Annotated in this window: 19 protein-coding genes; 16 read left to right on the top strand and 3 right to left on the bottom strand. The window is 65.8% G+C overall.

All coding sequences use genetic code 11. The features are described 5' to 3' along the window. Positions 1-348: 348 nt before the first annotated feature. Both DSD28_RS12875 and DSD28_RS12880 read left to right on the top strand, forming a co-directional pair. Positions 349-567 carry a hypothetical protein gene (locus DSD28_RS12875; RefSeq protein ID WP_119256815.1) on the top strand — a complete coding sequence of 73 codons (219 nt, stop codon included), beginning with the start codon at positions 349-351 and terminating at the stop codon, positions 565-567. A gap of 153 nt (positions 568-720) precedes the next feature. Beyond that, complete coding sequence (locus tag DSD28_RS12880; protein WP_119256816.1) at positions 721-2,277, top strand: VOC family protein; 1,557 nt, start codon at positions 721-723, stop codon at positions 2,275-2,277. Between the two features lie 60 nt (positions 2,278-2,337). On the opposite strand, the gene DSD28_RS12885 is transcribed toward DSD28_RS12880, so the two are convergent. Next, the gene (locus DSD28_RS12885) at positions 2,338-2,895 is read right to left on the bottom strand and encodes an NADPH-dependent FMN reductase (RefSeq protein WP_119256817.1); all 558 of its coding nucleotides are present in this window, start codon (positions 2,893-2,895) and stop codon (positions 2,338-2,340) included. Between the two features lie 69 nt (positions 2,896-2,964). Next, positions 2,965-3,918 carry a ring-cleaving dioxygenase gene (locus DSD28_RS12890; RefSeq protein ID WP_119256818.1) on the bottom strand — a complete coding sequence of 318 codons (954 nt, stop codon included), beginning with the start codon at positions 3,916-3,918 and terminating at the stop codon, positions 2,965-2,967. A gap of 396 nt (positions 3,919-4,314) precedes the next feature. Here DSD28_RS12890 and DSD28_RS12895 point away from each other — a divergent pair, with 396 nt between their 5' ends. The 4 genes from DSD28_RS12895 to DSD28_RS12910 all read left to right on the top strand — a co-directional run bounded on the left by DSD28_RS12895 (position 4,315) and on the right by DSD28_RS12910 (position 12,407). Next, the gene (locus tag DSD28_RS12895; protein ID WP_119256819.1) at positions 4,315-6,639 is read left to right on the top strand and encodes a methyl-accepting chemotaxis protein; all 2,325 of its coding nucleotides are present in this window, start codon (positions 4,315-4,317) and stop codon (positions 6,637-6,639) included. A 532-nt stretch (positions 6,640-7,171) separates the two neighbouring features. Then, positions 7,172-8,242, top strand: coding sequence for an efflux RND transporter periplasmic adaptor subunit (locus DSD28_RS12900; protein ID WP_162911384.1), 1,071 nt, complete (start codon positions 7,172-7,174; stop codon positions 8,240-8,242). Further along, positions 8,239-9,312, top strand: coding sequence for an efflux RND transporter periplasmic adaptor subunit (locus DSD28_RS12905; RefSeq protein ID WP_119256821.1), 1,074 nt, complete (start codon positions 8,239-8,241; stop codon positions 9,310-9,312). The genes DSD28_RS12900 and DSD28_RS12905 overlap by 4 nt, the downstream gene beginning before the upstream one ends. After that, entirely contained in the window at positions 9,309-12,407 is a 3,099-nt protein-coding gene (locus DSD28_RS12910; RefSeq protein ID WP_119256822.1) for an efflux RND transporter permease subunit, read from the top strand. The genes DSD28_RS12905 and DSD28_RS12910 overlap by 4 nt, the downstream gene beginning before the upstream one ends. Positions 12,408-12,572: 165 nt before the next feature. Here DSD28_RS12910 and cysQ read toward each other — a convergent pair whose 3' ends face one another. Next, positions 12,573-13,388 carry a 3'(2'),5'-bisphosphate nucleotidase CysQ gene (gene cysQ / locus DSD28_RS12915; RefSeq protein ID WP_432430859.1) on the bottom strand — a complete coding sequence of 272 codons (816 nt, stop codon included), beginning with the start codon at positions 13,386-13,388 and terminating at the stop codon, positions 12,573-12,575. Between the two features lie 152 nt (positions 13,389-13,540). Between cysQ and DSD28_RS12920 the strand changes: the two genes are divergently transcribed. The 10 genes from DSD28_RS12920 to DSD28_RS12965 all read left to right on the top strand — a co-directional run bounded on the left by DSD28_RS12920 (position 13,541) and on the right by DSD28_RS12965 (position 24,376). After that, positions 13,541-14,791 carry a sarcosine oxidase subunit beta family protein gene (locus DSD28_RS12920; RefSeq protein WP_119256823.1) on the top strand — a complete coding sequence of 417 codons (1,251 nt, stop codon included), beginning with the start codon at positions 13,541-13,543 and terminating at the stop codon, positions 14,789-14,791. A 7-nt stretch (positions 14,792-14,798) separates the two neighbouring features. Continuing rightward, a complete protein-coding gene (locus DSD28_RS12925) occupies positions 14,799-15,074 on the top strand; it encodes a sarcosine oxidase subunit delta (protein WP_119256824.1) in 276 nt (91 codons plus the stop codon). Further along, on the top strand, positions 15,071-18,028 hold the full coding sequence (locus DSD28_RS12930) for a sarcosine oxidase subunit alpha family protein (RefSeq protein WP_119256825.1): 2,958 nt from the start codon (positions 15,071-15,073) through the stop codon (positions 18,026-18,028). The genes DSD28_RS12925 and DSD28_RS12930 overlap by 4 nt, the downstream gene beginning before the upstream one ends. 10 nt (positions 18,029-18,038) lie before the next feature. After that, positions 18,039-18,593: a sarcosine oxidase subunit gamma gene (locus tag DSD28_RS12935; RefSeq protein ID WP_119256826.1), complete on the top strand. Its 555-nt coding sequence runs from the start codon at positions 18,039-18,041 to the stop codon at positions 18,591-18,593. A 266-nt stretch (positions 18,594-18,859) separates the two neighbouring features. Next, positions 18,860-19,762, top strand: coding sequence for a branched-chain amino acid ABC transporter permease (locus DSD28_RS12940; RefSeq protein ID WP_119256827.1), 903 nt, complete (start codon positions 18,860-18,862; stop codon positions 19,760-19,762). Positions 19,763-19,765: 3 nt separating this feature from the next. Beyond that, on the top strand, positions 19,766-21,157 hold the full coding sequence (livM, locus tag DSD28_RS12945; RefSeq protein WP_119256828.1) for a high-affinity branched-chain amino acid ABC transporter permease LivM: 1,392 nt from the start codon (positions 19,766-19,768) through the stop codon (positions 21,155-21,157). Then, the gene (locus DSD28_RS12950) at positions 21,157-22,056 is read left to right on the top strand and encodes an ABC transporter ATP-binding protein (protein WP_119256829.1); all 900 of its coding nucleotides are present in this window, start codon (positions 21,157-21,159) and stop codon (positions 22,054-22,056) included. Before livM ends, DSD28_RS12950 begins: the two co-directional genes overlap by 1 nt. After that, the gene (locus DSD28_RS12955) at positions 22,053-22,778 is read left to right on the top strand and encodes an ABC transporter ATP-binding protein (protein ID WP_119256830.1); all 726 of its coding nucleotides are present in this window, start codon (positions 22,053-22,055) and stop codon (positions 22,776-22,778) included. Before DSD28_RS12950 ends, DSD28_RS12955 begins: the two co-directional genes overlap by 4 nt. A gap of 26 nt (positions 22,779-22,804) precedes the next feature. Beyond that, positions 22,805-23,149, top strand: coding sequence for a DUF6867 family protein (locus tag DSD28_RS12960; RefSeq protein WP_119256831.1), 345 nt, complete (start codon positions 22,805-22,807; stop codon positions 23,147-23,149). Positions 23,150-23,257: 108 nt separating this feature from the next. After that, positions 23,258-24,376, top strand: a complete 1,119-nt coding sequence (locus DSD28_RS12965) for a branched-chain amino acid ABC transporter substrate-binding protein (protein ID WP_119256832.1) — start codon at positions 23,258-23,260, stop codon at positions 24,374-24,376. Positions 24,377-24,476: the final 100 nt, after the last annotated feature.

Raw genomic sequence — 24,476 nt, forward strand, 5'->3', positions numbered from 1 at the left:
TTGCGATTCGAATTGTCACACAAATCCGGCAGTAATTTTTTCCAAAATTCTACGGATTTCCTTGACAAGGAAAGGAGAGCCGCTTATGTGTTGGAGCATCGCATGAGGACCGCATGCGTCTGTTTCGGTCCGTCTCTGACGCGTCCTTTTTTCAGCGTCAGCGCCAACCAGAGGGAGTGTGTCATGTACGATATCAACTGCATCGCCTCCGTGCGTGTGGCGTGCTCCTGTCGTGAAACGATCAAAGGGAAAGTGCATACGGCCCTCCGCCGAATGTGAACTGAAGTCCCCTCCGTCGAATAAGCGCAAATTGAATTGGCTGTGCCTTTAGGCGCGGCAGGAGTTGTTATGCAAAAGCAGGTTATCGAAATCGGTGGTGAGGCTGTCGGCGTCGTCGTTCCCGACGAGGATCGGCTGAAGTTCGTCGCCGTCAAATATTCCGTGTGGGACCTGGATTCCCAGCGTTTCTCCTCGGCAGACGAGGTGCGCGCCGCGATCCGCCGTCTCCTCAACGACCCGTCCGCCTCGACGCGGGCGATGTCGCCGGCCCATATCGCGGCCGCCTGAACCAAATTCCAGACGCTCCGGCGCAGTCGCGCCGGCATCGGCCGGCCTCGCCATCAGCGGGGCCGGTCTTGTTTTATGGACAGTGCATTCACCGGGCGCCGGCTGGCGCGGATGGCCAAATCCTGATTGGGTGCTCGCGAAAGGAGGTGCCCCATGACAAGCGGCATCCATCACATCACGGGCATTACCCGGAAGATCCAGGCGAACGTCGATTTCTATGCGGGCTTCCTCGGCCTCAGGCTCGTCAAGCGGACGGCCGGCTACGAGGACGCCGACCAGCTCCATCTCTTCTATGGCGATGCGGCGGCGAGCCCCGGCTCGCTGGTCACCTTCCTCGCCTGGGAAGACGGTTCCCCGGGGCGGGTCGGGCTCGGCCAGCCGTCGGAGATCGCCTTCGCCATCCGGCCGGAAGCCATCGGCTTCTGGCTGACGCGCGCCCTGACGCAGAACATCGCGATGACGGGCCCGGCGCAGGAGTTCGGCGAGCCCGTGCTCCGGCTGAAGGACCCCGACGGCATCATCGTCAAGCTCGTCGGCGAGGCGGGCGTGGAAGGCCCGGCGCCGCATGTCACGAAGGACATCGCGGCAGGCGACGCCATCCAGCGCATCCGCGGCGCGACGATCCTGTCGGAAAGACCGGCGGAGACCGCCGCCTTCATCGGCGGGCATTTCGGCTTCCGCAGGGCGGCCGAGGCGGACGGCATCGTGCGGCTCGCCGGCGATGCGGGCGACGTGCTCGACATCCGCGATGCGAGCGGCTTCTGGACCTCGGCGCCCGGCACGGGCACGATCGACCATGTCGCATTGCGGGCGCCGGACCGGGCGGCCGTGGAAGCGGCGGCAGGCCGGCTTGCCGCCGAGGATGCGGGCGACACCAACATGCACGACCGCACCTATTTCTACTCGCTCTATGTCCGCGAGCCGGGCGGCTCGCTCGTCGAATATGCGACGGACGCGCCCGGCATGACGGTCGACGAGCCGCTGGAAACGCTCGGCGCCAGGCTGTTCGTTCCCCGGCATTTCCGCGCCGATCCGGATGATGTCCGTGCCCGGCTTCCGCAATTTTCCCTGCCCGGAGAAGAAAGAATGAGCGAACGGGACCTGCCCTTCATCCACCGGGTGCATCGCCCGGAAAATCCCGATGGCACCGCGGTCGTGCTGCTGCACGGCACCGGCGGCAACGAGACCAGCCTGTTGCCGTTCGGCGCGCGGCTTGCGCCTAATGCGGTGCTGCTCAGCCCGCGCGGCCGCAGCATGGACGAGGGCTATCCGCGCTTCTTCCGCCGCCTGACGGCCGTCACTTTCGACCAGAAGGAGCTCGCCAGCGAGGCGGAAGCCTTCGCGGCTTTCATGGAAGGGGCGAATGCCGCCTATGGGCTCGATCCGGCAAAGACGCTGTTCGTCGGCTATTCCAACGGCGCGAACATGATCGGGGCGGTGATGCTGCTGCATCCGGGCGTCATCCGCAACGCCGTGCTGCTGCGCGGCATGAACGTTCTGGAGACGGTGCCCGCCGCCGATCTTTCCGGCGCGAACGTGCTGATGGTGAGTGGCGAGACGGATCCCTACGGCCGCTATGCCGGCGACCTCGAGGCGCATCTTGCGGCAGCCGGCGCGACGATGGAGCACAAGCTGCTCGCCGCCGGCCACGATATCGGCATCGCCGATCTGGACCTGGCGAAAGCCTACAAGGAACGCGTCGTCGGCTGAGGCCTGCGACGACACAATATAAAAAGGGGCGCGCCGCAAGGCGCGCCCCTTTTTTGCCGGTCAGTCCTTGAAGTTGGCGACGAAGGCGGCGAAGCCGGCGATGAAGTCGCGCAATTTCCTTTCGGTCGCCTCGTCGACGATCCGGCCGTCCTCGATGACGGTGGCGGCGCGCGAGACCATCAGCTTGGCGCCGAACCACGGCACGGTGCCGAGCGTGCGCATGGTGGGAAGCCAGGCTTCCTGCGAGAGCAGCGTGCCGAAATTGCCGGGCGAGGCGCCGGCGATGGCGAAGGGCTTGCCGCCGAACACGCGGGGGATATCGGCCGGCGGGCGGCTCATCCAGTCGATGGCGTTCTTGAAGACGCCGGGAATGCCGTTGTTGTATTCCGGCGTGAAGAGGATCACGCCATCGGCTTCGGCCACCTGGTCCTTGAGGCGGGCGACCGCCTGCGGGATGCCGTCGGAGGCTTCCACGTCCGCATCGTAGAGCGGAATGCCGCGGATGGTGCCCTCGAGGATCTCGACGCCCTCCGGCGCCATGTCGAGGGCGGCGCGCAGCAGCGCCGTGTTGAAGGAGGCCTTGCGCAGGCTGCCCGAGATTGCCACCAGTCTGGTCATGTCTTTTCTCCGCTGTGAGGGTGCAAAAACCCCGGCGGGGGTTCAGCCACGCCGGGGTTTCGGTTGGGGTCAGGCGAGCGGCTTCAGCCGGGCCTCGATCTGCGCGCGGCGCGGCTCGAGGAAGGGCGGCAGCGACAGGCTCTCGCCGAGGGTCTCGAGCGGCTCGTCCACGGCGAAGCCGGGGCCGTCCGTCGCGATCTCGAACAGGATACCGTTCGGCTCGCGGAAATAGAGCGAGCGGAAATAGAAGCGCTCGACCTCGCCGCTGGAAGGCACGCGGAAGCCGCGCAACCGCTCCGTCCAGGCATGAAGCGCCTCGATGTCCGGGGCGCGGAAGGCGACATGGTGCACGGCGCCCGCGCCCTGGTGGGCGACCGGCAGGTCCGGCTCGACGGCGACATGCAGTTCGGCCGCCGGCCCGCCGTCGCCCATCGAGAAGACGTGAACCTCGCCCGCCCCGTCCGGGTTCGGATAGGTCGAGGTCTCCGCCATGTTCATCACCTCGGTCAGCACGATTTCCGTGTTGCGGAGATCGGGCACGCTGAGCGTGATGGGGCCGAGGCCCTTGATCTGGTGTTCGGCCGGAACGGGGCTCTTCTCCCAGGGATTGGAAGGCGCGCCGGCATTGTCCACGGTCAGGCGGAAGCGCTGGCCTTCGCCATCCTCGAAATCGAGCGTGGCGCGACCGCCGACATCGCGGATCTCGCCGGCCTTGACCTTCAGGTCGGCAAGACGGGCCTTCCACCATTCGAGCGTGTCGAGACTTGCGACGCGAAGGCCCGTGCGCGAGACGCTGTGCGTGCCGCGGCGCTCATGGCCGACCGGCCAGTCGAAGAAGGTGAGGTCCGTGCCGGGCGAGGCGAGGCCGTCGGCGTAGAAGAGGTGGTAGGCGGTCGTGTCGTCCTGGTTCACCGTCTTCTTGACGAGGCGCAGGCCGAGTACCTGCGTATAGAAATGCAGGTTCTCCGCGGCGTTCGCGGTGATTGCCGTCAGGTGATGGATGCCTGTGAGCTTAAGGGTCATGATAACTCCTCCCCGGAACCGTCCGGGATGTTCGGGTGCGGCGTCGGTTTCGGCGCCTTGCATTGAGGCGAATATCGCCCTTTGCGCCGCCTGCCGGAAGGCCGGGCTGGGCGAACGCATTGTTCACTTTTTCCGAACGGTCCTCCCGAGGGCGCCGCAGCCGTGAAATGCGCTCCGATGCCCTGAAAAACCGGCCTTCGGGAAAAGCGCACCAGCCGGCATTCCGTTCCGAATATCGTTCATTCGAATTTTATCGTTTCATAAACCAGTACGCGCTTACGCTCCGGGTCTGCGAAATGACTTCGTCTCTGTTTCGCCGCGTCCGCCGGCATGTTTCCGCCATTTCCCGACGAATGCCGGTGCGTGCCTGCACGCCCGGATGCAAGGAGACGTTTCATGCTGCCAAAGACTGCGACTGCCCGGAACATGTTCGCCATCGTGGCGGCCGGCGTTGCCACCACCGTCGCGACCGCGGGCGTTCTGCTCTGGCTGTCCTACCGGGCGGTGGAGGAACGGTCGATCTCGGAAATGGTGAATGCTGCCGAGGCGAGCGCCGGCAAGGTCGAAACCTATTTCGCCAAGGTCAAGGCGCTGAGCTGGAACATGCGCTCCACCCTCTATGCGGTGAAGGCGACGGGTACGCCGAGCCGCGAGACGATGAACGGCATCTTCGACCGCCTGATGGCGGACAATCCCTATGCGCTCGGCGTCAGCACCGGCTGGGAGGCGAATGCCTTCGACGGCAAGGACGAGGAATACAGGAACAAGCCGGGTCACGACGCGACGGGCCGCTACATTCCCTATTTCGTGCGCAACGAGGGCAAGGTCGGCATGGAGGCGCTGGTCGACTACGACAAGCCCGGCCCCGGCGACTACTACCAGGTGCCCAAGGCGACCGGGAAGGACTTCCTGACCGAGCCCTACAGCTATGTCATCGGCGGCAAGAATGTGCTGATGACCTCCTTCATGGTGCCGCTCCTCTTCGACGGCGAATTCAAGGGCGAGACGGGCGTCGACATCGCGCTCGATTCGCTTGCCGCCGACATGGCGCGGCTGAAGCCGCTGGGCGAGGGCTATGTCGCGCTGCTCAGCCAGGGCGGCAGCATCATCAGTCATCCCGACCAGGCCGCGCTCGGCAAGACGCTCGGCGATTCCGGCCTCGATGCCGAGGTCTGGAAGGCGCTGCTCGCCAACCCCGAAAAGGCGATGGAAATCAAGGATGTCGGTGGTGTTTCGTCCATCGCCGTCGCCGTGCCGGTGCCGCTGGTGCCGGGCACCACATGGTTCACCGTCGTCTCCGTGCCGAAGTCGGTGCTGTTCTCGCATCTTTCCGCGCTGGCGCTTACCTCGACGGTCGTCATCGCCATCGCCGCCGGGCTGATGGTGGCGATCGGCTGGCTGCTGGCGGCTCGCTTCCGCAAGAGGCTCGACAAGGTCATCGTTGCCACCAGCGAGATCGCCGCCGGCCGCACGGATGTCGATCTTTCCGAATCCGGCCGCCAGGACGAGATCGGTGAAATGGCCCGGTCGCTGGCCGTGCTGCGCGATGCGACGCTCGCCAAGATCCGCCTCGAAGGCGAGGCGGAGCAGAACCGCGCGCTTTCCGAGGACGAACGCCGCCAGCGCGCCGAGGAGGCCGCCGAGCGCGAGCGCCAGACCCGCATGGCCGTCGAGGCGCTTGCCGAGGGGCTTCAGAAGCTTGCCGACGGCGACATGACGCACCGGATCGAACAGGCCTTCGCCGGCTCGCTCGATCAGGTTCGCCACGACTTCAATATCTCCGTCGAGAAGCTGCAATCGGCCCTTCGCTCGGTCGGCAGCAATGCCAATGCCATCCAGGCCGGCTCGGCGGAAATCCGCACGGCTTCCGACGACCTCGCCAAGCGCACCGAGCAGCAGGCCGCTTCCGTCGAGGAGACGGCGGCGGCGCTGGAGGAGATCACCACCTCGCTCAAGGACGCGACGCGCCGGGCGGAAGATGCCGGCCATCTCGTCGAGCGCACCCGTGCCAGCGCGGAAAAGTCCGGCGACGTCGTGCGACGGGCGGTGGGTGCGATGAGCGGCATCGAGGCTTCCTCGCGCGAAATCTCCAACATCATCGGGGTCATCGACGAGATCGCCTTCCAGACCAACCTTCTCGCCCTCAATGCCGGCGTGGAAGCGGCGCGGGCAGGGGAGGCCGGCAAGGGTTTTGCCGTCGTCGCGCAGGAAGTGCGCGAGCTTGCCCAGCGCTCGGCCAATGCCGCCAAGGAGATCAAGGCGCTCATCACCAAGTCGGGCGAGCAGGTGAATCTCGGTGTCGCGCTCGTCGGCGAGACCGGCTCGGCGCTCTCCGAGATCGTCGACCAGGTGCAGGAGATCGACCAGAACGTCGCGGCGATCGTGCGCTCGGCACGCGAGCAGTCGACGGGTCTCAACGAGATCAGTTCGGCGGTCAATTCCATCGACCAGGGCACGCAGAAGAATGCGGCCATGGTGGAAGAGCAGACGGCGGCAAGCCATGCGCTGGCGACCGAGGCCTCGGCCCTCAACACGCTGCTCGCGCAGTTCCGTCTCGGAATGGGCGCCACCGATGCGCGGCCCGCCGTGGCCTCATCCGCCGAGCATCGTCCGGTCGCATCCGGTGCTCGGGCTCTCGGCAGCAAGCTTGCCCGTGCCTTCGGCGGGGGCGGACAGCCGGCCGCGGCGGGCGCTGCGGCGCAGGACTGGGAAGAATTCTGAGATAGCCGCCGGGAACGGAACCGGGGCTGGGGAGAGGGGCGGTCCGCCAAGGGCCGCCCTTCTTTTGCGCTCGGGATTTGTACTTTGCCCAGCTTTTGAACAGATCGGGTTGACGCGCCCGCCGCCCTGCCGCGATGGGTAATCGTCAAGCCATTGAATTTACATGTCTGTGTGTCGCCTTCCGCGATTGGCACGCTTCCTGCTTTTCTTCGGGAAGGTCCAGAGGGGACCGATAGAAGCGCTGGAAAACGGCGCTCCGATAAAGCCGCCGTGCAGCCGCAGAGAAACACCAACGTTTCCGGGCTGCCCGGCGGCTTTCTCGTCTTGAAGGACGGGCGACGGCTACGTCCCTGAGGCGAATGACTTATTCTATTTTTCGCCGCAGCACGTTCCCCGATTGGCTTTTCGGAAAGACTTCGCCACACTCTGCCCCGGCACGCTCAACGCCCGATGGTGTGAAGGCTTGCCAGTCTGCTCTTCGCGATATAATGAGGACCCACACTAAATGGGTTCTGCAACGGTGGAGACGACGATGACCCGATCGGGCAGAATGATGCTGGCAGCGCTGCTGCTGTCCGCCACGGCCATGCCGGCGCTTGCCGATGGTGCGTCGCGTCCGGTGCGCACGGCGCCGGTCCACTTCGAGGAACGCGAGCAGACGGTCACCATCACCGGCGAGGTGGTGGCGCGGGTGGAGACGGATCTCTCCTTCCGTGTCGGCGGGCGCATCACCGGGTGGTTCGTCGATGTGGGCGACGCGGTGAAGGAAGGCCAGGTCCTGGCGCGCCTCGATCCTGAGGAGCAGAAGGCGGATGTGGAGGCCGGAGAGGCCGGCATTCGCGCCGCCGAGGCCCAGCTCAAGCTCGCCCGCGCCAATTTCGACCGCCAGAAATCCCTCCTCAACGACGGTATCAGCACGCGGCGTGACTTCGACGACGCGGAGACCGCGCTGCGCACGGCCGAAAGCGCCCGCGAGGCCGCCATCGCCCAGAGCGACACGGCGAAGGAACTCCTTTCCTATACCGAGCTGCGCGCGCCGGCGGACGGCATCGTGACCGCGCGCCTCGCCGAGGCGGGGCAGGTGGCGCAGGCGGCGCAGACCATGTTCACCATCGCCGATACCGGTCCGCGCGACGCCGTCTTCAACGTCTACGAATCGCTCTTCTTCGAGCAGCCTTCCAAGGACGGCGTGATCGTCACGCTGCTGAGGGACGACAAGGTCCGCACGACCGGTCATGTGCGCGAGGTGTCCCCGACCATCGACACGCAGACCGGTACCGTGCGCGTCAAGATCGCCATGGACCAGACGCCGCCGGAAATGACGCTCGGCGCGTCCGTCGTCGGCGTCGGCTCGCTCGCGCCCCGCCGCGTCGCGGTCGTGCCGTGGCAGGCGCTTTCCGGCGTCGGCAGCAGACCCGCGCTCTGGATCGTCGACAAGGCGAACAACACCGTCAGTCTTCGCCCGGTCGAGGTGCTTTCCTTCGAGACCGGCTCGGCGCTCGTTTCGGGCGGCATCGAGGAAGGCGAGACCTATGTCGCCGACGGCACGAAGCTCTTGCGGCCCGGCCAGACCGTCACCGCCCTCGAAGGAGGCGCCCAATGAGGATGTCCGTTCCGCTGGCCATCGCCGTTATCGCCGCGCTGGCGCTTGCCGGCTGCAAGAAGGAGGAAGAGGCGGCCGCGCCGCCCCGGCCGGTGCTGTCGCTGGTCGTCGCGCCCTCCGCGCTGCCCGGCACGCGTTTTGCCGGCACGGTGCAGGCGAAGGTCCAGGCCGCTCTCGGTTCGCGCGTCGCCGGCCGCCTCGTCTCGCGCAGCGTCCATGTCGGCGATCTGGTGCAGAAGGGCGACGTGCTCGCCGTGCTCGACGCCACGGCCTATGAGCTCGCCGTCCGCTCGGCGCGCGCCGAGCTTTCCAGCGCGGAGGCGACGCTTGCGAGCGCCGTCGCCAACCAGGAGCGGCAGAAGACGCTGCTCCAGTCGAATGCCGCCGCCAAGGCGGCCGTCGAGAGCGCCGAGCAGTCCCGCGAGGCGGCCGATGCCGGCGTGACGCGGGCGCGCACGGCGCTGGTGAAGGCGGAAGAGCAGCTTTCCTATACCCGTATCCTGGCCGAATTCGACGGGGTCGTGGTGGCGACGGGCGCGGAAGTCGGCCAGACGGTCTCGCCGGGCGAGGCCATCGTCACGGTCGCGCGGCCGGACGAGCGCGATGCGGTCGTCGACATTCCGGAAACTTCCGGCGGCGTGGCCGTCGGCAGCCGCTTCGAGGTGTCGCTGCAGATCAATCCCGCCGTCACCGTCAAGGGCGTGGTGCGCGAGGTCGCTCCCTCCGCCGATGCGGCGACCCGCACGCGGCGCGTCAAGATCGCGCTGGAGAACCCGCCGGATACGGTGCGGCTCGGCACGACGATCACCGCCGAACTCGAAGGGCCGGATCTCACCGCCCTCATGGTGCCGGAAAGCGCGGTGCTGACCAAGGACGGCAAGCCGCATGTCTGGCTGGTCGATGTGGGCAAGGGCGAGGTGCATCTCGTGCCCGTCGAGACGGGAACGACCGCCGGGCACTCCCTTGCCGTGACGAGCGGCCTCAAGGAGGGCGACCGTGTCGTCACCGCCGGCGTGCACAGCCTTGAAGAAGGCCAGAAAGTGAAGATCGAGGACGAGGCAAGCCTATGAAGAAGTTCAACCTTTCGGACTGGGCGCTCGAACATGCTTCGCTCGTCTGGTACTTCATGATCGTCTTCGCGCTGCTCGGTTTCTTCACCTACCAGAATCTCGGCCGCGAGGAGGATCCGTCCTTCGTCATCAAAACGATGACGATCAGCGCGGCCTGGCCCGGCGCCTCCGTCGAGGAGACGACGCGGCAGGTGACCGAGCGCATCGAGCGCAAGCTGGAAGAGCTGGAATCGCTCGATTTCAGCCGCAGCATCACGACGCCCGGCCAGACGCTCGTCTTCGTCAACCTGAAGCCGACGACCCGCGCGCGCGATGTCGCGCCGACCTGGCTGACCGTCCGCAACATGATTAACGACATTCGCGGTGAGTTTCCCTCTGGCGTCGTCGGCCCCGCCTTCAACGACCGGTTCGGCGACGTCTTCGGCAATATCTATGCTTTCACCGCCGACGGCCTGACCTCCCGCCAGTTGCGCGACTATGTGGAGGACGCCCGCCGCCGCGTGCTCACCGTGCCGAATATCGGCAAGGTCGACCTCATCGGCGCGCAGGACGAGGTCATCTATCTCGAGTTCTCGACGCGCCAGCTTGCCGCGCTCGGCATCTCCACCCAGCAGGTGGTCGCCACGCTGCAGGCGCAGAACGCGATTTCACCCTCCGGCGTGGTGCAGGGCGACGGCGAGCGCGTCGCCGTGCGCGTCGGCGGGCAGTTCACCTCGCAGGAAAGCCTTCGCGAAGTGAACCTTCGCGTCAACAACCGCTTCTTCCGCCTCAGCGACATCGCCACGATCACCCGCGGCTACCAGGACCCGCCGTCGTCGCTCTTCCGCTTCAACGGCGAGCCGGCCATCGGCCTTGCCATCGGCATGAAGCAGGGCTCGAACCTCCTGGAATTCGGCGCGGCCGTCGAGAAGGAGATCGAGCAGCTTTCGCACGAGCTGCCGGTGGGCGTCGACGTGCATCTCGTTTCCGACCAGCCGAAGGTGGTGGAGGAGGCCGTTTCCGGCTTTACCCGCGCGCTCTTCGAGGCGGTCGCCATCGTGCTCGTCGTCAGCTTCGTCAGCCTCGGCCTTCGCGCCGGGCTCGTCGTGGCACTCTCCATCCCGCTGACGCTCGGCATCACCTTCGTCTTCATGTATTACGACGGCATATCCCTGCAGCGCGTGTCGCTCGGGGCGCTTATCATCGCGCTCGGCCTTCTCGTCGACGATGCCATGATCGCGGTGGAGATGATGGTGGCGCGGCTCGAGGCGGGGGATTCGCTGCGCAAGGCGGCGACGTATGTCTATACCTCCACCGCCTTCCCGATGCTGACCGGCACGCTGGTGACGGTCGCGGGCTTCATCCCGATCGGTCTCAACAACAGCGCGGCCGGCGAGTTCACCTTCAGTCTCTTCGTCGTCATCGCGATCTCGCTCGTCGTCTCCTGGGTCGTCGCGGTGATCTTCACGCCGCTGCTCGGCGTCACCATCCTGCCGAAGAGCATGAAGAAGCATCACGACGAGAAGGGCTGGTTCGCCCGCACCTTCGCGCGCATCCTCGATACTTGCATGCGCTGGAAGTGGACGACCATCGTCGCGACCGTGCTCATCTTCTTCGTCTCGGTCTTCGGCATGCGCTTCGTGCAGGAGCAGTTCTTCCCGTCCTCGGACCGGCCGGAACTGGTGATCGACTGGGGTCTGCCGCAGAACGCCTCGATCGCCGACACCAATGCGCAGATCGCGAAACTCGAGGAGGAAAAGCTCAAGGGCAATCCGGACATCGAGCGCTGGTCCTCCTATGTCGGCGAGGGCGCGGTGCGCTTCCTGCTCTCCTTCGACGTGCAGCCACCGTCGCCGGCCTTCGGCCAGACGGTCATCGTCAGCAAGGACCTGGAGGCGCGCGACCGTCTCAAGGCGGACCTGCAGGATTACCTGCGCAAGACCTTCGTCGGCACGGACGCGCTTGTGAAGCTCCTCGACATCGGCCCGCCGGTCGGCCGGCCGATCCAGTACCGCGTCAGCGGGCCGGATATCCAGGAAGTGCGCAAGCAGGCGCTCGCCTTCGGCGAACTCATCGGCAAGAACGACCATCTCGGCGACATCGTCTACGACTGGAACGAGCCGGCCCGCGTCGTGAAGGTCGATGTGCTGCAGGACAAGGCCCGCCAGCTCGGCGTGACCTCGCAGGACATTTCCTCGGCGCTGAACGGCGTCGTCGGCGGTACGACCGTCACCCAGATCCGCGACGACGTCTACCTGATCGACGTCATCGGCCGGGCGCGGGCGGACGAGCGCCAGTCCATCGAGACGCTGCGCCAGCTCCAGCTCCCGACGGCGAACGGGACCTCCGTGCCGCTCGCGGCCGTCGCGAACTTCCGCTACGAGATGGAGCAGCCGGTCGTCTGGCGCCGCTCGCGCCAGCCCACCATCACCGTCAAGGCGAGCGTCACCGGCGGCGTGCAGCCGGCCACCATCGTCTCGCAGCTGGACAAGGACGTCGCGAGCTTCCGGCAGGGCATGCCCTCCGGCTACAAGGTCGTCGTCGGCGGCACGGTGGAGGAAAGCGCCAACAGCCAGGCGCCCATCGTCGCCGTCGTGCCGCTGATGCTGTTCGCCATGGCGACGATCCTGATGCTGCAGCTCCAGAGCTTTTCGCGGCTCTTCCTCGTCTTCGCGGTGGCGCCGCTGGCGCTCATCGGCGTGGTCATCGCGCTGCTCGGCAGCGGGGCGCCGCTCGGCTTCGTGGCGATCCTCGGGGTGCTGGCGCTCATCGGCATCCTGATCCGCAACTCGGTCATCCTCGTCGTGCAGATCGAGGACCTGAGGCGCGAAGGCATGCATGCCTGGGATGCCGTGCGCGAGGCGACGGAGCATCGCATGCGGCCGATCATGCTGACGGCGGCGGCGGCGAGCCTGGCGCTCATTCCCATCTCGCGCGAAGTGTTCTGGGGGCCGATGGCCTATGCCATGATGGGCGGCATCATCGTCGGGACGGTGCTGACGCTGCTCTTCCTGCCGGCGCTCTACATCGCCTGGTTCCGCATCAAGCCGGAGGACCGGGACGGGGAGGTGCCTGCGCCCGAGCCCGAACCCGTCGAGCCGCTTCCGGCAGTGTGAGATGCGCAGAATGATTGGCGCGGTGTGACTTGCGTCGCGACGCTCAAGCTGTCACCCGCGCCCTCTCCTCGGTCATGCTCGGGCTTGATCCGAGCATCCACACGCAGCGGATGGAGCATGAATCCTCGGGTCAAGCCCGAGGATGACGTCGGGATTGGGGATCGGTCAATTTCCCCCGCCCGCGCTCCACCCCGTCCGTGCGGCGATGAAGTTCGGATTGGCGAAATCCGCGTCGTGGGGCTGGTTGCGCTTGCCGTAGGTGAGCGGCGTGCCGTCGAGCATGCGTGTTTCGCCGCCGGCGGCGCGCAGCACGGCGTCGCCCGCCGCCGTGTCCCATTCCATCGTCCGGCTGAAGCGGGGATAGACGTCGGCGAGGCCCTCGGCGACGAGGCAGAATTTCAGCGACGACCCGATGGCGGTGCAGGCGTCGATGCCGTGGTCGTCGAGGAAGCGCGCCGTCTCGGGCGTGTCGTGCGAGCGGCTGGCGACGGCCGTCAGCGCGCTGCCGCGGCCGCGGCAGCCGATGGGCCGGCGTTCGACGATCGCGCCGCCGTCGACCGTGAAGCGCTCGGCGCGTCCGTCGACGGCGGTGAAGCCGTTCGACAGCGCCGGGGCGTAGACGATGCCGGCGATGGGCGCGCCGTTTTCGACGAGGGCGATGTTGACGGTGAATTCGCTGCGTCCGGCGACGAATTCCTTCGTGCCGTCGAGCGGATCGACGAGGAAGAAGAGACCGTCGGAAATATCAGGCACCAGCCCGGCCGCGACCGCTTCTTCCGCCACGACGGGGATGGCGGGAAAGTGTTGCCGCAGGGCGGCGAGGATCAGCCGCTCGGCCTCCTCGTCGGCTTCCGTCACCGGGGAGCTGTCGGGCTTGTAATGCACGTCCGCTCCGCTGCCGCGGATCGTCATGATGGCGCGGCCCGCGGCAAGCGCCGCGTCTTCCATCACCTGTCTCAGCTCTTCGAGGTCGCTCTGCATGGCTCATGGCTTAGCTCCCGCATGGGGCGAAAGCAATGTGGCGCATCGCTGCAACCATGTGGAAAGAACCGTGCGACAGGGGCTGCGACGCTCTCCCGTCTTGCCGTTTGTGCTGCATATGCGAATGTGTGTCGACTGATCCGGGATTTCGCATGCGCTACTCCGCCTTTTCCATCCTGAAACAAGCCTTTGCCGGAAACCTCGGCTGGAAGCCCGCTTGGCGGGAGCCGCAGCCGAAGCCGCATTACGACGTGATCATCGTCGGGGGCGGCGGGCATGGGCTCGCGACGGCCTATTACCTTGCGAAGGAATTCGGCATCCGCAATGTCGCGGTGGTGGAGAAGGGCTATCTCGGCTCCGGCAATGTCGGCCGCAACACGACCATCGTGCGCTCGAACTACATGCTGCCCGGCAACGAGCCGTTCTACGAATTCTCGCTGAAGCTCTGGGAAGGGCTGGAGCGGGAACTCAACTACAATGTGATGTTCTCGCAGCGCGGCGTCATCAATCTCTATCACAATGACGGGCAGCGCGACCGGTATGTCCGGCGCGGCAATGCCATGATGATGGAGGGCGTCGCGGCCGAGCTTCTCGACCGCGAGACGCTGAAGAAGATGATGCCTTTCCTGAACTTCGACCATGCCCGCTTCCCCATCATGGGCGGTCTTTTGCAGCGGCGCGCGGGCACGGCGCGGCACGATGCCGTCGCCTGGGGCTTTGCGCGCGGCGCGGACCGGCTCGGCGTCGACCTCATCCAGAACTGCGAGGTCACGGGCATCCGCCGCGAGAATGGTATTGTCACCGGCGTCGAGACGACGAAGGGTTTTATCGGCTGCAACAAGCTGGCGCTCGCCGCCGCCGGCAATTCCTCCCGTGTCGGCGAGATGGCCGGGCTGAAGCTGCCGATCGAGACCCATGTCCTGCAGGCCTTCGTCACCGAGGGGCTGAAGCCCTGCCTCGACCATGTCGTCACCTATGGCGCGGGCCATTTCTACATTTCCCAGTCCGACAAGGGCGGGCTGGTCTTCGGCGCGGAGCTGGATGGCTATTCCTCCTATGCCCAGCGCGGCAACCTTGCGACCGTGGAGCATGTGATGGAGGAAGGGGTGGCGATGATCCCCGGTCTTTCCCGCGTGCGTGTGCTGCGTGCCTGGGGCGGCGTCATGGACATGTCTATGGACGGCTCGCCGATCATCGACCGCACGCCCGTCGAGAACCTCTATCTCAACTGCGGCTGGTGCTATGGCGGCTTCAAGGCGACGCCGGCATCCGGCTTCTGCTTCGCGCATCTGATCGCGAAGGAGGAGAGCCATCACGTCGCGCGGGCGCTGCGTCTCGACCGCTTCCAGCGCGGGTTCCCCATCGATGAGCTGGGCGCCGGCACCCAGCCGAACCTGCATTGAGGCCAGCATGGCGAGCCTGATTTCCTGTCCGCATTGCGGCACGCGCCCCAAGGAAGAATTCTACATTCGCGGCGATGCGACGCCCGTCCGTCCCGGCCCAATGGCCGATGACGAGGCCTGGCACGACTATGTACATGTGCGCGCCAATCCGCGTGGGCGCATCCACGAGCACTGGCATCATGCCGCCGGCTGCCGGCGCTGGCTGGTGGTGGAGCGGGACAATTTCACCCATGAAGTCTTTACGGTAACCGATGCGGCAGCGCAGAAGGAGGGCGCGGCATGACCGGCTATCGCCTTACCTCCGGCGGCCTCATCGACCGCAGCCATGCGGTGCGCTTCTCCTTCGACGGCGCAAGCCTTGCCGGCCATGCCGGCGACACGCTCGCCTCGGCCTTGCTGGCCAATGACAGGCTGCTCGTCGGCCGCAGCTTCAAGTATCATCGCCCGCGCGGCATCGTGACGGCCGGCCCCTCCGAGCCGAATGCGCTCGTCACCGTCGGCAGCGGCGCGCGGCGCGACCCGAACACCAGGGCGACGGTCGCCGAACTTTACGACGGCCTCGTCGCCACCAGCCAGAACCGCTGGCCGAGCCTTGCCCGTGATATCGGCGCGGTGAACGACCTGATGTCGCGCTTCCTGTCGGCGGGGTTCTACTACAAGACCTTCATGTGGCCGGCGGCCTTCTGGGAGAAGGTCTACGAGCCGCTGATCCGCCGGGCGGCGGGCCTCGGCCGCACCAAGCTGCCGCGTGATCCGGACGGCTACGAGAAGAGCTGGGCGCATTGCGACCTGCTCGTGGTCGGCTCGGGGCCCGCGGGCCTTGCGGCCGCGCTGGTCGCGGCGCGCGCGGGGTTGCGGGTTATCCTCGCCGAGCAGGATTTCGTGTTCGGCGGCGCCTTGCTCGGCGAGACGACGCGGCTTAATGGCGAGGCGCCCTTCCTCTTCGCCCGTCATGCGGTCGACGAACTGCATAACAGCCCGAACGTCACGCTCCTGCCGCGCACCACCGTCTTCGGCTGGTACGACGACAATGTCTTCGGCGCCCTTGAGCGCGTGCAGAAGCATGGCGCCGCAATCGACGCCGCAAGGCCCGTCGAGCGCCTGTGGCGCATCGTGGCGAAGCACGCGATCCTCGCCACCGGCGCGGAAGAGCGGCCGCTGGTCTTCGGCGGCAACGACCGGCCGGGCGTCCTGATGGCGGACGCCGCGCGCATCTATGCCAACCGCTTCGGCGTCGCCGTCGGCAAATCCGTCGCGGTCTTCACCAACGGCTCGTCCGGCTACCGCACGGCCGCAGACCTCTCGGCGCAGGGCATCGAGATCGCCGCGCTCATCGATACGCGCACCAACGCTCCGGATGCGGCGCCGGAAGGCGTGCGGCTCATTCGTGGCGCTTCCGTCGTCGATACGAAAGGCCGGCAGCGGGTGCGTGCCGTCGTCAGCGACCGCGGCGGCTTCGAGGAGCTGATCGCCTGCGATGCCGTGGCCATGTCCGGTGGCTGGAGCCCGGTGATCCACCTTGCCTGCCAGCGCGGCGGCAAGCCCGTCTGGTCGGAGGCGCTGCAGGCGTTCCTGGCGCCGGATGCCGGCCCGGGGCTGATCACGGCCGGTGCCGCGGCGGGGCGCTACCGCCTTTCGGAATGCTTCGAGGACGGCGCGCGCAAGGCGTCGGCCATCGCCGAGGCGCTCGGACGGCCCGCTGCCGCATTCACGCCCCCTGTCGTCGGCGAGGAGGTGGATCCGTCCTTCACGGCGCTCTGGCATGTGCCCGGCGCGAAATCCAAGGCCTTCGTCGATTTCCAGAACGACGTCCATACCGGGGATCTCGGCCTTGCCGTGCGCGAGGGCTTCGGCCATGTCGAGCATGCCAAGCGCTATACGACGAGCGGCATGGCGACCGACCAGGGCAAGCTCGGCAACATCAACGCCGTCGGCATCCTGGCGGGCATGCGCGGCGTCAGCCCGGCGGAGGTCGGCACCACGACTTTCCGGCCCTTCTACACGCCGGTTTCCTTCGGCGCGCTTGCGGGAACGTCGGCGGGCGAGCATGCCATGCCGGTCCGCCGCTCGCCGCTGCATGGCTGGGCGGCGCGCAACGGCGCGGTCTTTATCGATGCGGGGCTCTGGTATCGCCCGGCCTGGTTCCCGAGAGCGGGGGAGACGGCCTGGCGCGAGAGCGTCGACCGCGAGGTGCGCACCGTGCGCGAGAGCGCCGGCCTCTGCGATGTCTCGACGCTCGGCAAGATCGAGGTCTTCGGGCCGGATGCCGCCGAATTCCTCAATCGGCTCTACTGCAACCCCATGTTCCGGCTGCCTGTCGGCAAGGCCCGCTACGGCCTCATGCTGCGCGAGGACGGCATGGTCTTCGACGACGGCACGGTGAGCCGGCTAGGCGAGGAGCATTTCCTGATCACCACCACGACGGCCATGGCCAGCGGCGTGCTGGCGCATATGGAATTCGCCGCGCAGGCTCTGTGGCCGGAGCTTCGTGTGCGCTTCCTGTCCGTTTCCGACCAGTGGGCGCAGATGTCGATTGCCGGGCCCAAGGCGCGGACGATCCTCCAGGCGCTGGTCGAGGACGACATTTCCAGCGCGGCCTTCCCGTTCCTTGCCGCCCGCGAGGTGCGCCTCAAGGGCAATCTCAGGGCGCGGCTCTTCCGTATCTCCTTCTCGGGGGAACTGGCCTATGAGCTGGCGGTGCCGGCCGGCTACGGCGAGGCGGTCGCGGATGCGCTCATGCGGGCGGGCGCGCCGCACGGCATCTGCGCCTATGGCGTCGAGACGCTTAACGTGCTGCGCATCGAGAAGGGCCATGTCACCCATGCTGAGCTCGACGGCCGCGTCACGCCCGACGATGCAGGCCTCGGCCGGATGCTGGCGGGCGGCAAGCCGGACTTCATCGGCAAGCGGCTCTCCACCCGCTTCGGCCTGACGGCGGCTGATCGCGCGCAACTCGTCGGGCTGCGCGCGCTGGAGGCCGACAAGGATATCCGCGCCGGGGCGCATCTCCTGAAGGACGGCGCCAAGCCCTCGACGCTCAACGACCAGGGCTGGGTCAGCTCCGCCTGCTTCTCGCCGACGGTGGGCGGGCCCATCGCGCTCGCCTTCCTGAAATCGGGGCGCGAGCGCTACGGCGAGAAGATCGTGGTGTGGGACCAGTTGCGCGGCGTCGAGACCATGGCGGAAGTCTGCGATCCGGTCTTCGTCGATCCGGGCAATGCGAAGCTGATGGCGTGAGGTAGGGGCGATGGCTTACGATTATCAGGCGGTTCACCCGCTCGACGGCACGATCGGCGCGATCTCCGCGCGGCGCGCCAATCATCTCGCCGTCCACCGGGCGCTCGCGATCGCCGTGGTGCTGGCGGCGCCCGGCCGCAAGGCGGAGGCGGCCGGCATCCTCGTCGCCGACGGCGCGTTCGAGGCACGCTTTGCCGGCCCCGGCGAATGGTTGGTCCTGTCGGAGGCGCATGCGCCGGAAACGCTGGCCGCCGAGCTTGCCGTCCGGCTCGGCGATCATGCCCATGTCGTCGACCAGAGCCACGGCCGGACGGCCGTGACGCTTTCGGGTCCCGATGCCGCGCGCATCCTGACAAACGGCGTCGGCATCGATCTGCATATCGACGCGTTTCCTGTCGGGCGCGCGGCGAACGTCCTGTGCAACCACCTCTCCGTCAATCTCGCCCGCACCGGAGAGACGCGTTTCGATCTCGTGGCGATGCGCAGCTTCGCCGGGGCGCTGGTGGACGATCTCAAGATCATGGCACGCAGCCACGATCTGTCGGTGGATTTCGCGACGCGATGAGTTGCCTGTTCCACATTGGAACGGGCGTCTCGTGATTCTGCGCATCCTTGAGGGCAAAATGCCGATTTCGCTGCCGAATTTTTGGTTTTCGTGGCGTTAAACGCGCCATTTAACGCTTCCGGCCAAAGAAATTGTCGATCCGGGCATTTTGGGCTTCCCTTTTGTCTCGAAAGCGGTATGGAATCCCCTTGTCGAACAAGCTCTAAAATGAGCGGTAAGAAAAAGAGATGCGGCCCTTCAGGAACCGCATCCGGGGGATTATATATATGGAATACTTCGTGCAGCAGCTCGTCAACGGGCTGACTCTTGGCTCGATCTACGGGCTGATAGCCATTGGCTATACCATGGTTTACGGCATCATCGGCATGATCAACTTCGCCCATGGCGATATCTTCATGCTCGGCGGATTTGCCGCTCTCATCACCTTCCTGATCCTGACCAGCGTGTTCGCCGGCCTTCCGGTCGTCATCCTGCTGCTGGTGATGATCGCCGCGGCGATGCTGACGGCGTCGCTGTGGAACTGGACGATCGAGAAGGTGGCCTACCGGCCGCTGCGCGGCTCGTTCCGCCTTGCGCCGCTGATTACGGCGATCGGCATGTCGATCGCGCTGTCGAACTTCATCCAGGTCACGCAGGGTCCACGCAACAAGCCGATCCCGCCGCTGGTTTCCTCGGTCTACAACGTCTTCGGCATCGCGATCTCGCTCAAGCAGATCATCATCATGGTGCTGACGGTCGTGCTGCTGACGACCTTCTGGTACATCGTCAACAAGACCTCGCTCGGCCGCGCCCAGCGCGCCACGGAGCAGGACCGCAAGATGGCGGCGCTGCTCGGCATCGACGTCGACCGGACGATCTCCGTAACCTTCATCATGGGCGCGTCGCTGGCCGCCGTCGCCGGCACCATGTACCTGATGTATTACGGCGTGACCGTCTTCACCGACGGCTTCATCCCGGGCGTCAAGGCCTTCACGGCTGCTGTTCTGGGTGGCATCGGCTCGTTGCCGGGCGCCGTGCTCGGCGGCATGCTGATCGGCCTCATCGAGAGCCTGTGGTCCGCATACTTCACCATCGACTACAAGGACGTCGCGACGTTCTCCATCCTCGCCATCGTCCTGATCTTCAAGCCGTCCGGTATTCTCGGACGACCGGAAGTCGAGAAGGTTTGATCCATGTCCAACATTTCGAATACCAATGAGAGCGCCGGCGGGAACCTGACGGCGCGGGCTCTGCGCGAGGGCTTTTTCGCCGGCCTCGTCTCGCTCGGCCTCTTCGTCCTCTTTGTCGGCCTCGAGACCACCCAGAACATCCGCAACGAGCTGGTTCTCAACCAGCGCTGGGGACTGCTGGCGATCTTCGTGATCGTCGCCGCCGTCGGCCGCTTCCTCACCGTCGCCTATCTGCGCCCCTGGATGGCCGCCCGCAAGGCCGCCGCCGCGGCAAAGCCGGCCGTGGAAGCCGAAGAGAGCTTCTTCAAGCGCAATTTCAGCAAGATCGCCATTGCGTTCCTGCTGATCTATCCTTTCCTCGCCGTATCGATCTTCGGCGTGCAGGGCTCGCTGAAATGGGTCGATAACTTCGGCATCCAGATCCTGATCTACGTGATGCTCGCCTGGGGCCTCAACATCGTCGTCGGCCTTGCCGGCCTGCTCGACCTCGGCTACGTCGCCTTCTATGCGGTCGGCGCCTATTCCTATGCGCTGCTGTCGCAGTATTTCGGCCTGTCCTTCTGGGTCCTGCTGCCGCTGGCCGGCATCCTTGCCGCCTTCTGGGGCATAATCCTCGGCTTCCCGGTGCTGCGCCTGAAGGGCGATTACCTCGCCATCGTGACGCTCGCCTTCGGCGAGATCATCCGCCTCGTCCTCATCAACTGGACGGAAGTCACCAAGGGCACCTTTGGCGTCTCGGGCATTCCCAAGGCCTCGGTCTTCGGCATCTGGTCCTTCGACGTTTCCGCGCCGAACAACTTCACCAAGGCCTTTGGCCTGCCGATGTCCTCGGCCTATTACAAGATCTTCCTGTTCTATCTCATCCTGGCGCTGGCGCTGCTCACCGCCTATGTGACGATCCGCCTGCGCCGCATGCCGATCGGCAGGGCCTGGGAAGCGCTGCGCGAGGACGAGATCGCCTGCCGCTCGCTCGGCATCAACACGGTGACGACCAAGCTGACGGCCTTCGCCACGGGCGCCATGTTCGGCGGTATCGCCGGCTCGTTCTTCGCCGTGCGCCAGGGCTTCGTCTCGCCGGAGAGCTTCGTCTTCCTCGAATCGGCGATCATTCTCGCCATCGTGGTTCTCGGCGGCATGGGCTCGCTGGTCGGCATCGCCGTCGCCGCGGCGCTGATGGTCGGGGGCACGGAACTCCTGCGCGAGATGCAGTTCCTCAAGCAGGTCTTCGGGCCCGACTTCACCCCGGAACTCTACCGCATGCTGATCTTCGGCCTCGCCATGGTCACCGTCATGGTCTGGAAGCCGCGCGGCTTCGTCGGAAGCCGTGAGCCGACCGCCTTCCTCAAGGAGCGCAAGGCCGTCTCCGGCAGCTTCACCAAGGAAGGGCACGGCTGATGGCGCCCGGAACGGATACAGCGACCCATACGATGACGAAAGATCCCATTCTCAAGGTCGAGCATCTGTCGATGCGCTTCGGCGGCCTGATGGCCATCAACGACTTCTCCTTCGAGGCCGAGCGCGGCGAGATCACCGCGCTGATCGGTCCCAACGGCGCAGGCAAGACCACGGTGTTCAACTGCGTCACCGGCTTCTACAAGCCGACCATGGGCATGATCACCATGCGCCAGAAGGGGGGCAGGGAATTTCTCCTCGAGCGCATGGCGGATTTCGAGATCACGCGTGATGCCAAGGTGGCGCGCACCTTCCAGAACATCCGGCTCTTCTCGGGCCTGACCGTGCTGGAGAACCTGCTCGTCGCCCAGCACAACAAGCTGATGAAGGCCTCGGGCTACACGATCCTCGGCCTCCTCGGCCTGCCGGCCTACAAGAAGGCTTCGGCGGAATCGATCGATGTCGCCAAGCACTGGCTGGAGAAGGCGGACCTCATCGAGCGCGCCGACGACCCGGCGGGGGACCTGCCCTACGGTGCGCAGCGGCGCCTGGAAATCGCCCGCGCCATGTGCACGGGGCCGGAATTCCTGTGCCTCGACGAGCCGGCGGCCGGCCTCAACCCGCGCGAATCCCTCGCGCTCAACGAACTGCTGCGCTCCATCCGCAAGGACAGCGGCACGTCGATCCTGCTCATCGAGCACGACATGTCGGTCGTCATGGAGATCTCCGACCATGTGGTCGTGCTCGAATACGGGCAGAAGATCTCCGACGGCACGCCGGAGCATGTGAAGAACGATCCGAAGGTTATCGCGGCCTATCTCGGTGTCGAAGATGATGAGGTCGAAGAGGTGATCGAGGAAATCGAAGAGATCGAAAGCACTGAGGGAGGATCGCAGGAATGAGCGATACGCTTCTCAGCGTGAAGGGCGTGGAGACCTATTACGGCAATATCCGCGCGCTGGCCGGTGTCGACGTCGAGGTCAACAAGGGCGAGATCGTCTCGCTGATCGGTGCCAACGGCGCCGGCAAGTCGACCCTGATGATGACGATCTGCGGCAGCCCGCAGGCCCGCGCCGGTACGGTCACCTTCGACGGCGAGGACATCACGCGCCTGCCGACGCACCTGATCGCCCGCCGCCGCATCGCCCAGTCGCCGGAAGGCCGCCGCATCTTCCCGCGCATGACGGTGTTCGAGAACCTCCAGATGGGGGCGAGCCTCGACAACCTGAAATATTTCAACGAAGACGTGGAGAAGATCTTCACGCTCTTCCCGCGCCTCAAGGAACGCCAGGCCCAGCGTGGCGGCACGCTTTCGGGCGGCGAGCAGCAGATGCTGTCCATCGGCCGCGCGCTGATGGCCCGTCCGAAGCTGCTGCTTCTCGACGAACCCTCGCTCGGCCTCGCGCCGCTGATCGTCAAGGGCATCTTCGACGCCATCAAGGTGCTGAACCAGGAACAGGGCCTGACCGTGTTCCTCGTCGAGCAGAACGCCTTCGCCGCCCTCAAGCTCTCCGACCGGGCCTATGTGATGGTCAACGGCCAGGTGACGATGAGCGGTTCGGGCAAGGAACTGCTGGCCAATCCGGAAGTGCGCGCCGCCTATCTCGAAGGCGGCAGGCACTAGACGGGTCCGGCAGGGGAGACAGGACAATGCAGGGAATTCTCTACGAAGAACCGTCGATCTGGCAGTTCCTCTTCATCACCGTCATCATGGGCGGCTGGACCGCCTGGCGCACCGGCAAGAGCGTTGCGGAGAACTGGCAGAGCTACGGCACGCTCGTCATCTACGTGCTGCTGCTGGGCGCCGGCATCCGCTTCATCCACCACGCGCTCTTCCACGGCACCATGCTCACGCCGCAATACTATGCCGTGGACACCGTCGTGCTTTTGCTGTTTGCTACGCTCGGCTACCGCTACTACCGTACGCGGCAGATGACCAACAACTACTACTGGCTCTATGAAAAGGCCTCGCCCTTCTCCTGGAAAGCCAAATAATCAGAGGGAACCCCGCAGCCGGCTTCGGCGGCGGAATAAATACCGGCGCAATGAATGCGGGTGTTGCGCCCGGTCGAAATCAACCCGCTTCAAATTGGGAGTAATAATATGAAGAAGTCTCTCATGTCGGCTGTTGCTTTGGCTGCAATGGTCGCTTTCAGCGGCAGCGCCTGGGCCGATGTGCTTTTGGGTATCGGTGCTCCGATCACGGGCCCCAACGCCGCTTTCGGCGCGCAGATCCAGAAGGGCGCCGAGCAGGCGGTCGCAGACCTCAACGCAGCCGGCGGCATCAACGGCGAACAGATCAAGGTCTCGATCGGCGACGACGTGTCGGACGCCAAGCAGGGCGTTTCGGTCGCCAACAAGTTCGTCGCTGACGGCGTGAAGTTCGTTGTCGGCCACTTCAACTCGGGCGTTTCCATCCCGGCTTCGGAAGTCTATGCCGAAAACGGCATCCTGGAAGTCTCGCCGGCGGCCACCAGCCCGACCTATACGGAGCGTGGCCTGTGGAACACGTTCCGCACCTGCGGCCGTGACGACCAGCAGGGCTCCGTGGCAGGCTCCTTCATCGCGGCCAACTTCAAGGACGCCAAGGTTGCCGTTCTGCACGACAAGACGCCTTACGGTCAGGGCCTTGCCGACGAAACCAAGAAGTTCATGAACGAAGCCGGCGTGACCGAGACCCTCTATGAAGGCGTCAATGTCGGCGACAAGGACTTCTCGGCCCTCATCGCCAAGATGAAGGAAGCCGGCGTGACGGTCGTCTACTGGGGCGGCCTGCACACCGAGTTCGGCCTTATCGAGCGCCAGTCCGCCGACCAGGGCCTGAAGGCCCAGTTCATCTCGGGCGACGGTATCGTTTCGAACGAACTGGCTTCGATCGCCGGCGACGCCGTCGACGGCACGCTGATGACCTTCGCTCCGGACCCGCGCAAGAACCCCGCCGCAAAGGAGCTCGTCGAGAAGTTCCGTGCTGCCGGTTTCGAGCCGGAAGCCTATACGCTCTACGCTTACGCGGCCGTTCAGGTCATCGCGCAGGCCGCAGCGGCAGCCGGCGGCAACGACCCGCAGGCCGTGGCCGAAGCCCTGAAGTCGAAGGGTCCGTTCAAGACCGTCATCGGCGAACTGAGCTTCGACGAGAAGGGTGACATCACCCGTCCGGACTACGTCCTGTACACCTGGAAGAAGGGTGAAGACGGCAAGTACACCTACTCCCAGAACGAATAGTCCTCGTTCCGGAACGGGCGGCGCATGCACGCCGCCCGACCGCCTCGACTTCGGCCCGGCCTTCGCGCCGGGCTTTTTCGTGGGCGAAGGGGCCGGGCGC

It is taken from the genome of Shinella zoogloeoides (assembly GCF_003574625.1).
Lineage (GTDB): Bacteria > Pseudomonadota > Alphaproteobacteria > Rhizobiales > Rhizobiaceae > Shinella > Shinella zoogloeoides_A.

Excerpts from the sequence above, each read along its gene's own strand:
- DSD28_RS12875 (WP_119256815.1), top strand. The coding sequence starts at position 349 with ATGCAAAAGCAGGTTATCGAAATCGGTGGTGAGGCTGTCGGCGTCGTC.
- DSD28_RS12880 (WP_119256816.1), top strand. The coding sequence starts at position 721 with ATGACAAGCGGCATCCATCACATCACGGGCATTACCCGGAAGATCCAG.
- DSD28_RS12885 (WP_119256817.1), bottom strand. The coding sequence starts at position 2,895 with ATGACCAGACTGGTGGCAATCTCGGGCAGCCTGCGCAAGGCCTCCTTC.
- DSD28_RS12890 (WP_119256818.1), bottom strand. The coding sequence starts at position 3,918 with ATGACCCTTAAGCTCACAGGCATCCATCACCTGACGGCAATCACCGCG.
- DSD28_RS12895 (WP_119256819.1), top strand. The coding sequence starts at position 4,315 with ATGCTGCCAAAGACTGCGACTGCCCGGAACATGTTCGCCATCGTGGCG.
- DSD28_RS12900 (WP_162911384.1), top strand. The coding sequence starts at position 7,172 with ATGACCCGATCGGGCAGAATGATGCTGGCAGCGCTGCTGCTGTCCGCC.
- DSD28_RS12905 (WP_119256821.1), top strand. The coding sequence starts at position 8,239 with ATGAGGATGTCCGTTCCGCTGGCCATCGCCGTTATCGCCGCGCTGGCG.
- DSD28_RS12910 (WP_119256822.1), top strand. The coding sequence starts at position 9,309 with ATGAAGAAGTTCAACCTTTCGGACTGGGCGCTCGAACATGCTTCGCTC.
- cysQ (WP_432430859.1), bottom strand. The coding sequence starts at position 13,388 with ATGCAGAGCGACCTCGAAGAGCTGAGACAGGTGATGGAAGACGCGGCG.
- DSD28_RS12920 (WP_119256823.1), top strand. The coding sequence starts at position 13,541 with ATGCGCTACTCCGCCTTTTCCATCCTGAAACAAGCCTTTGCCGGAAAC.
- DSD28_RS12925 (WP_119256824.1), top strand. The coding sequence starts at position 14,799 with ATGGCGAGCCTGATTTCCTGTCCGCATTGCGGCACGCGCCCCAAGGAA.
- DSD28_RS12930 (WP_119256825.1), top strand. The coding sequence starts at position 15,071 with ATGACCGGCTATCGCCTTACCTCCGGCGGCCTCATCGACCGCAGCCAT.
- DSD28_RS12935 (WP_119256826.1), top strand. The coding sequence starts at position 18,039 with ATGGCTTACGATTATCAGGCGGTTCACCCGCTCGACGGCACGATCGGC.
- DSD28_RS12940 (WP_119256827.1), top strand. The coding sequence starts at position 18,860 with ATGGAATACTTCGTGCAGCAGCTCGTCAACGGGCTGACTCTTGGCTCG.
- livM (WP_119256828.1), top strand. The coding sequence starts at position 19,766 with ATGTCCAACATTTCGAATACCAATGAGAGCGCCGGCGGGAACCTGACG.
- DSD28_RS12950 (WP_119256829.1), top strand. The coding sequence starts at position 21,157 with ATGGCGCCCGGAACGGATACAGCGACCCATACGATGACGAAAGATCCC.
- DSD28_RS12955 (WP_119256830.1), top strand. The coding sequence starts at position 22,053 with ATGAGCGATACGCTTCTCAGCGTGAAGGGCGTGGAGACCTATTACGGC.
- DSD28_RS12960 (WP_119256831.1), top strand. The coding sequence starts at position 22,805 with ATGCAGGGAATTCTCTACGAAGAACCGTCGATCTGGCAGTTCCTCTTC.
- DSD28_RS12965 (WP_119256832.1), top strand. The coding sequence starts at position 23,258 with ATGAAGAAGTCTCTCATGTCGGCTGTTGCTTTGGCTGCAATGGTCGCT.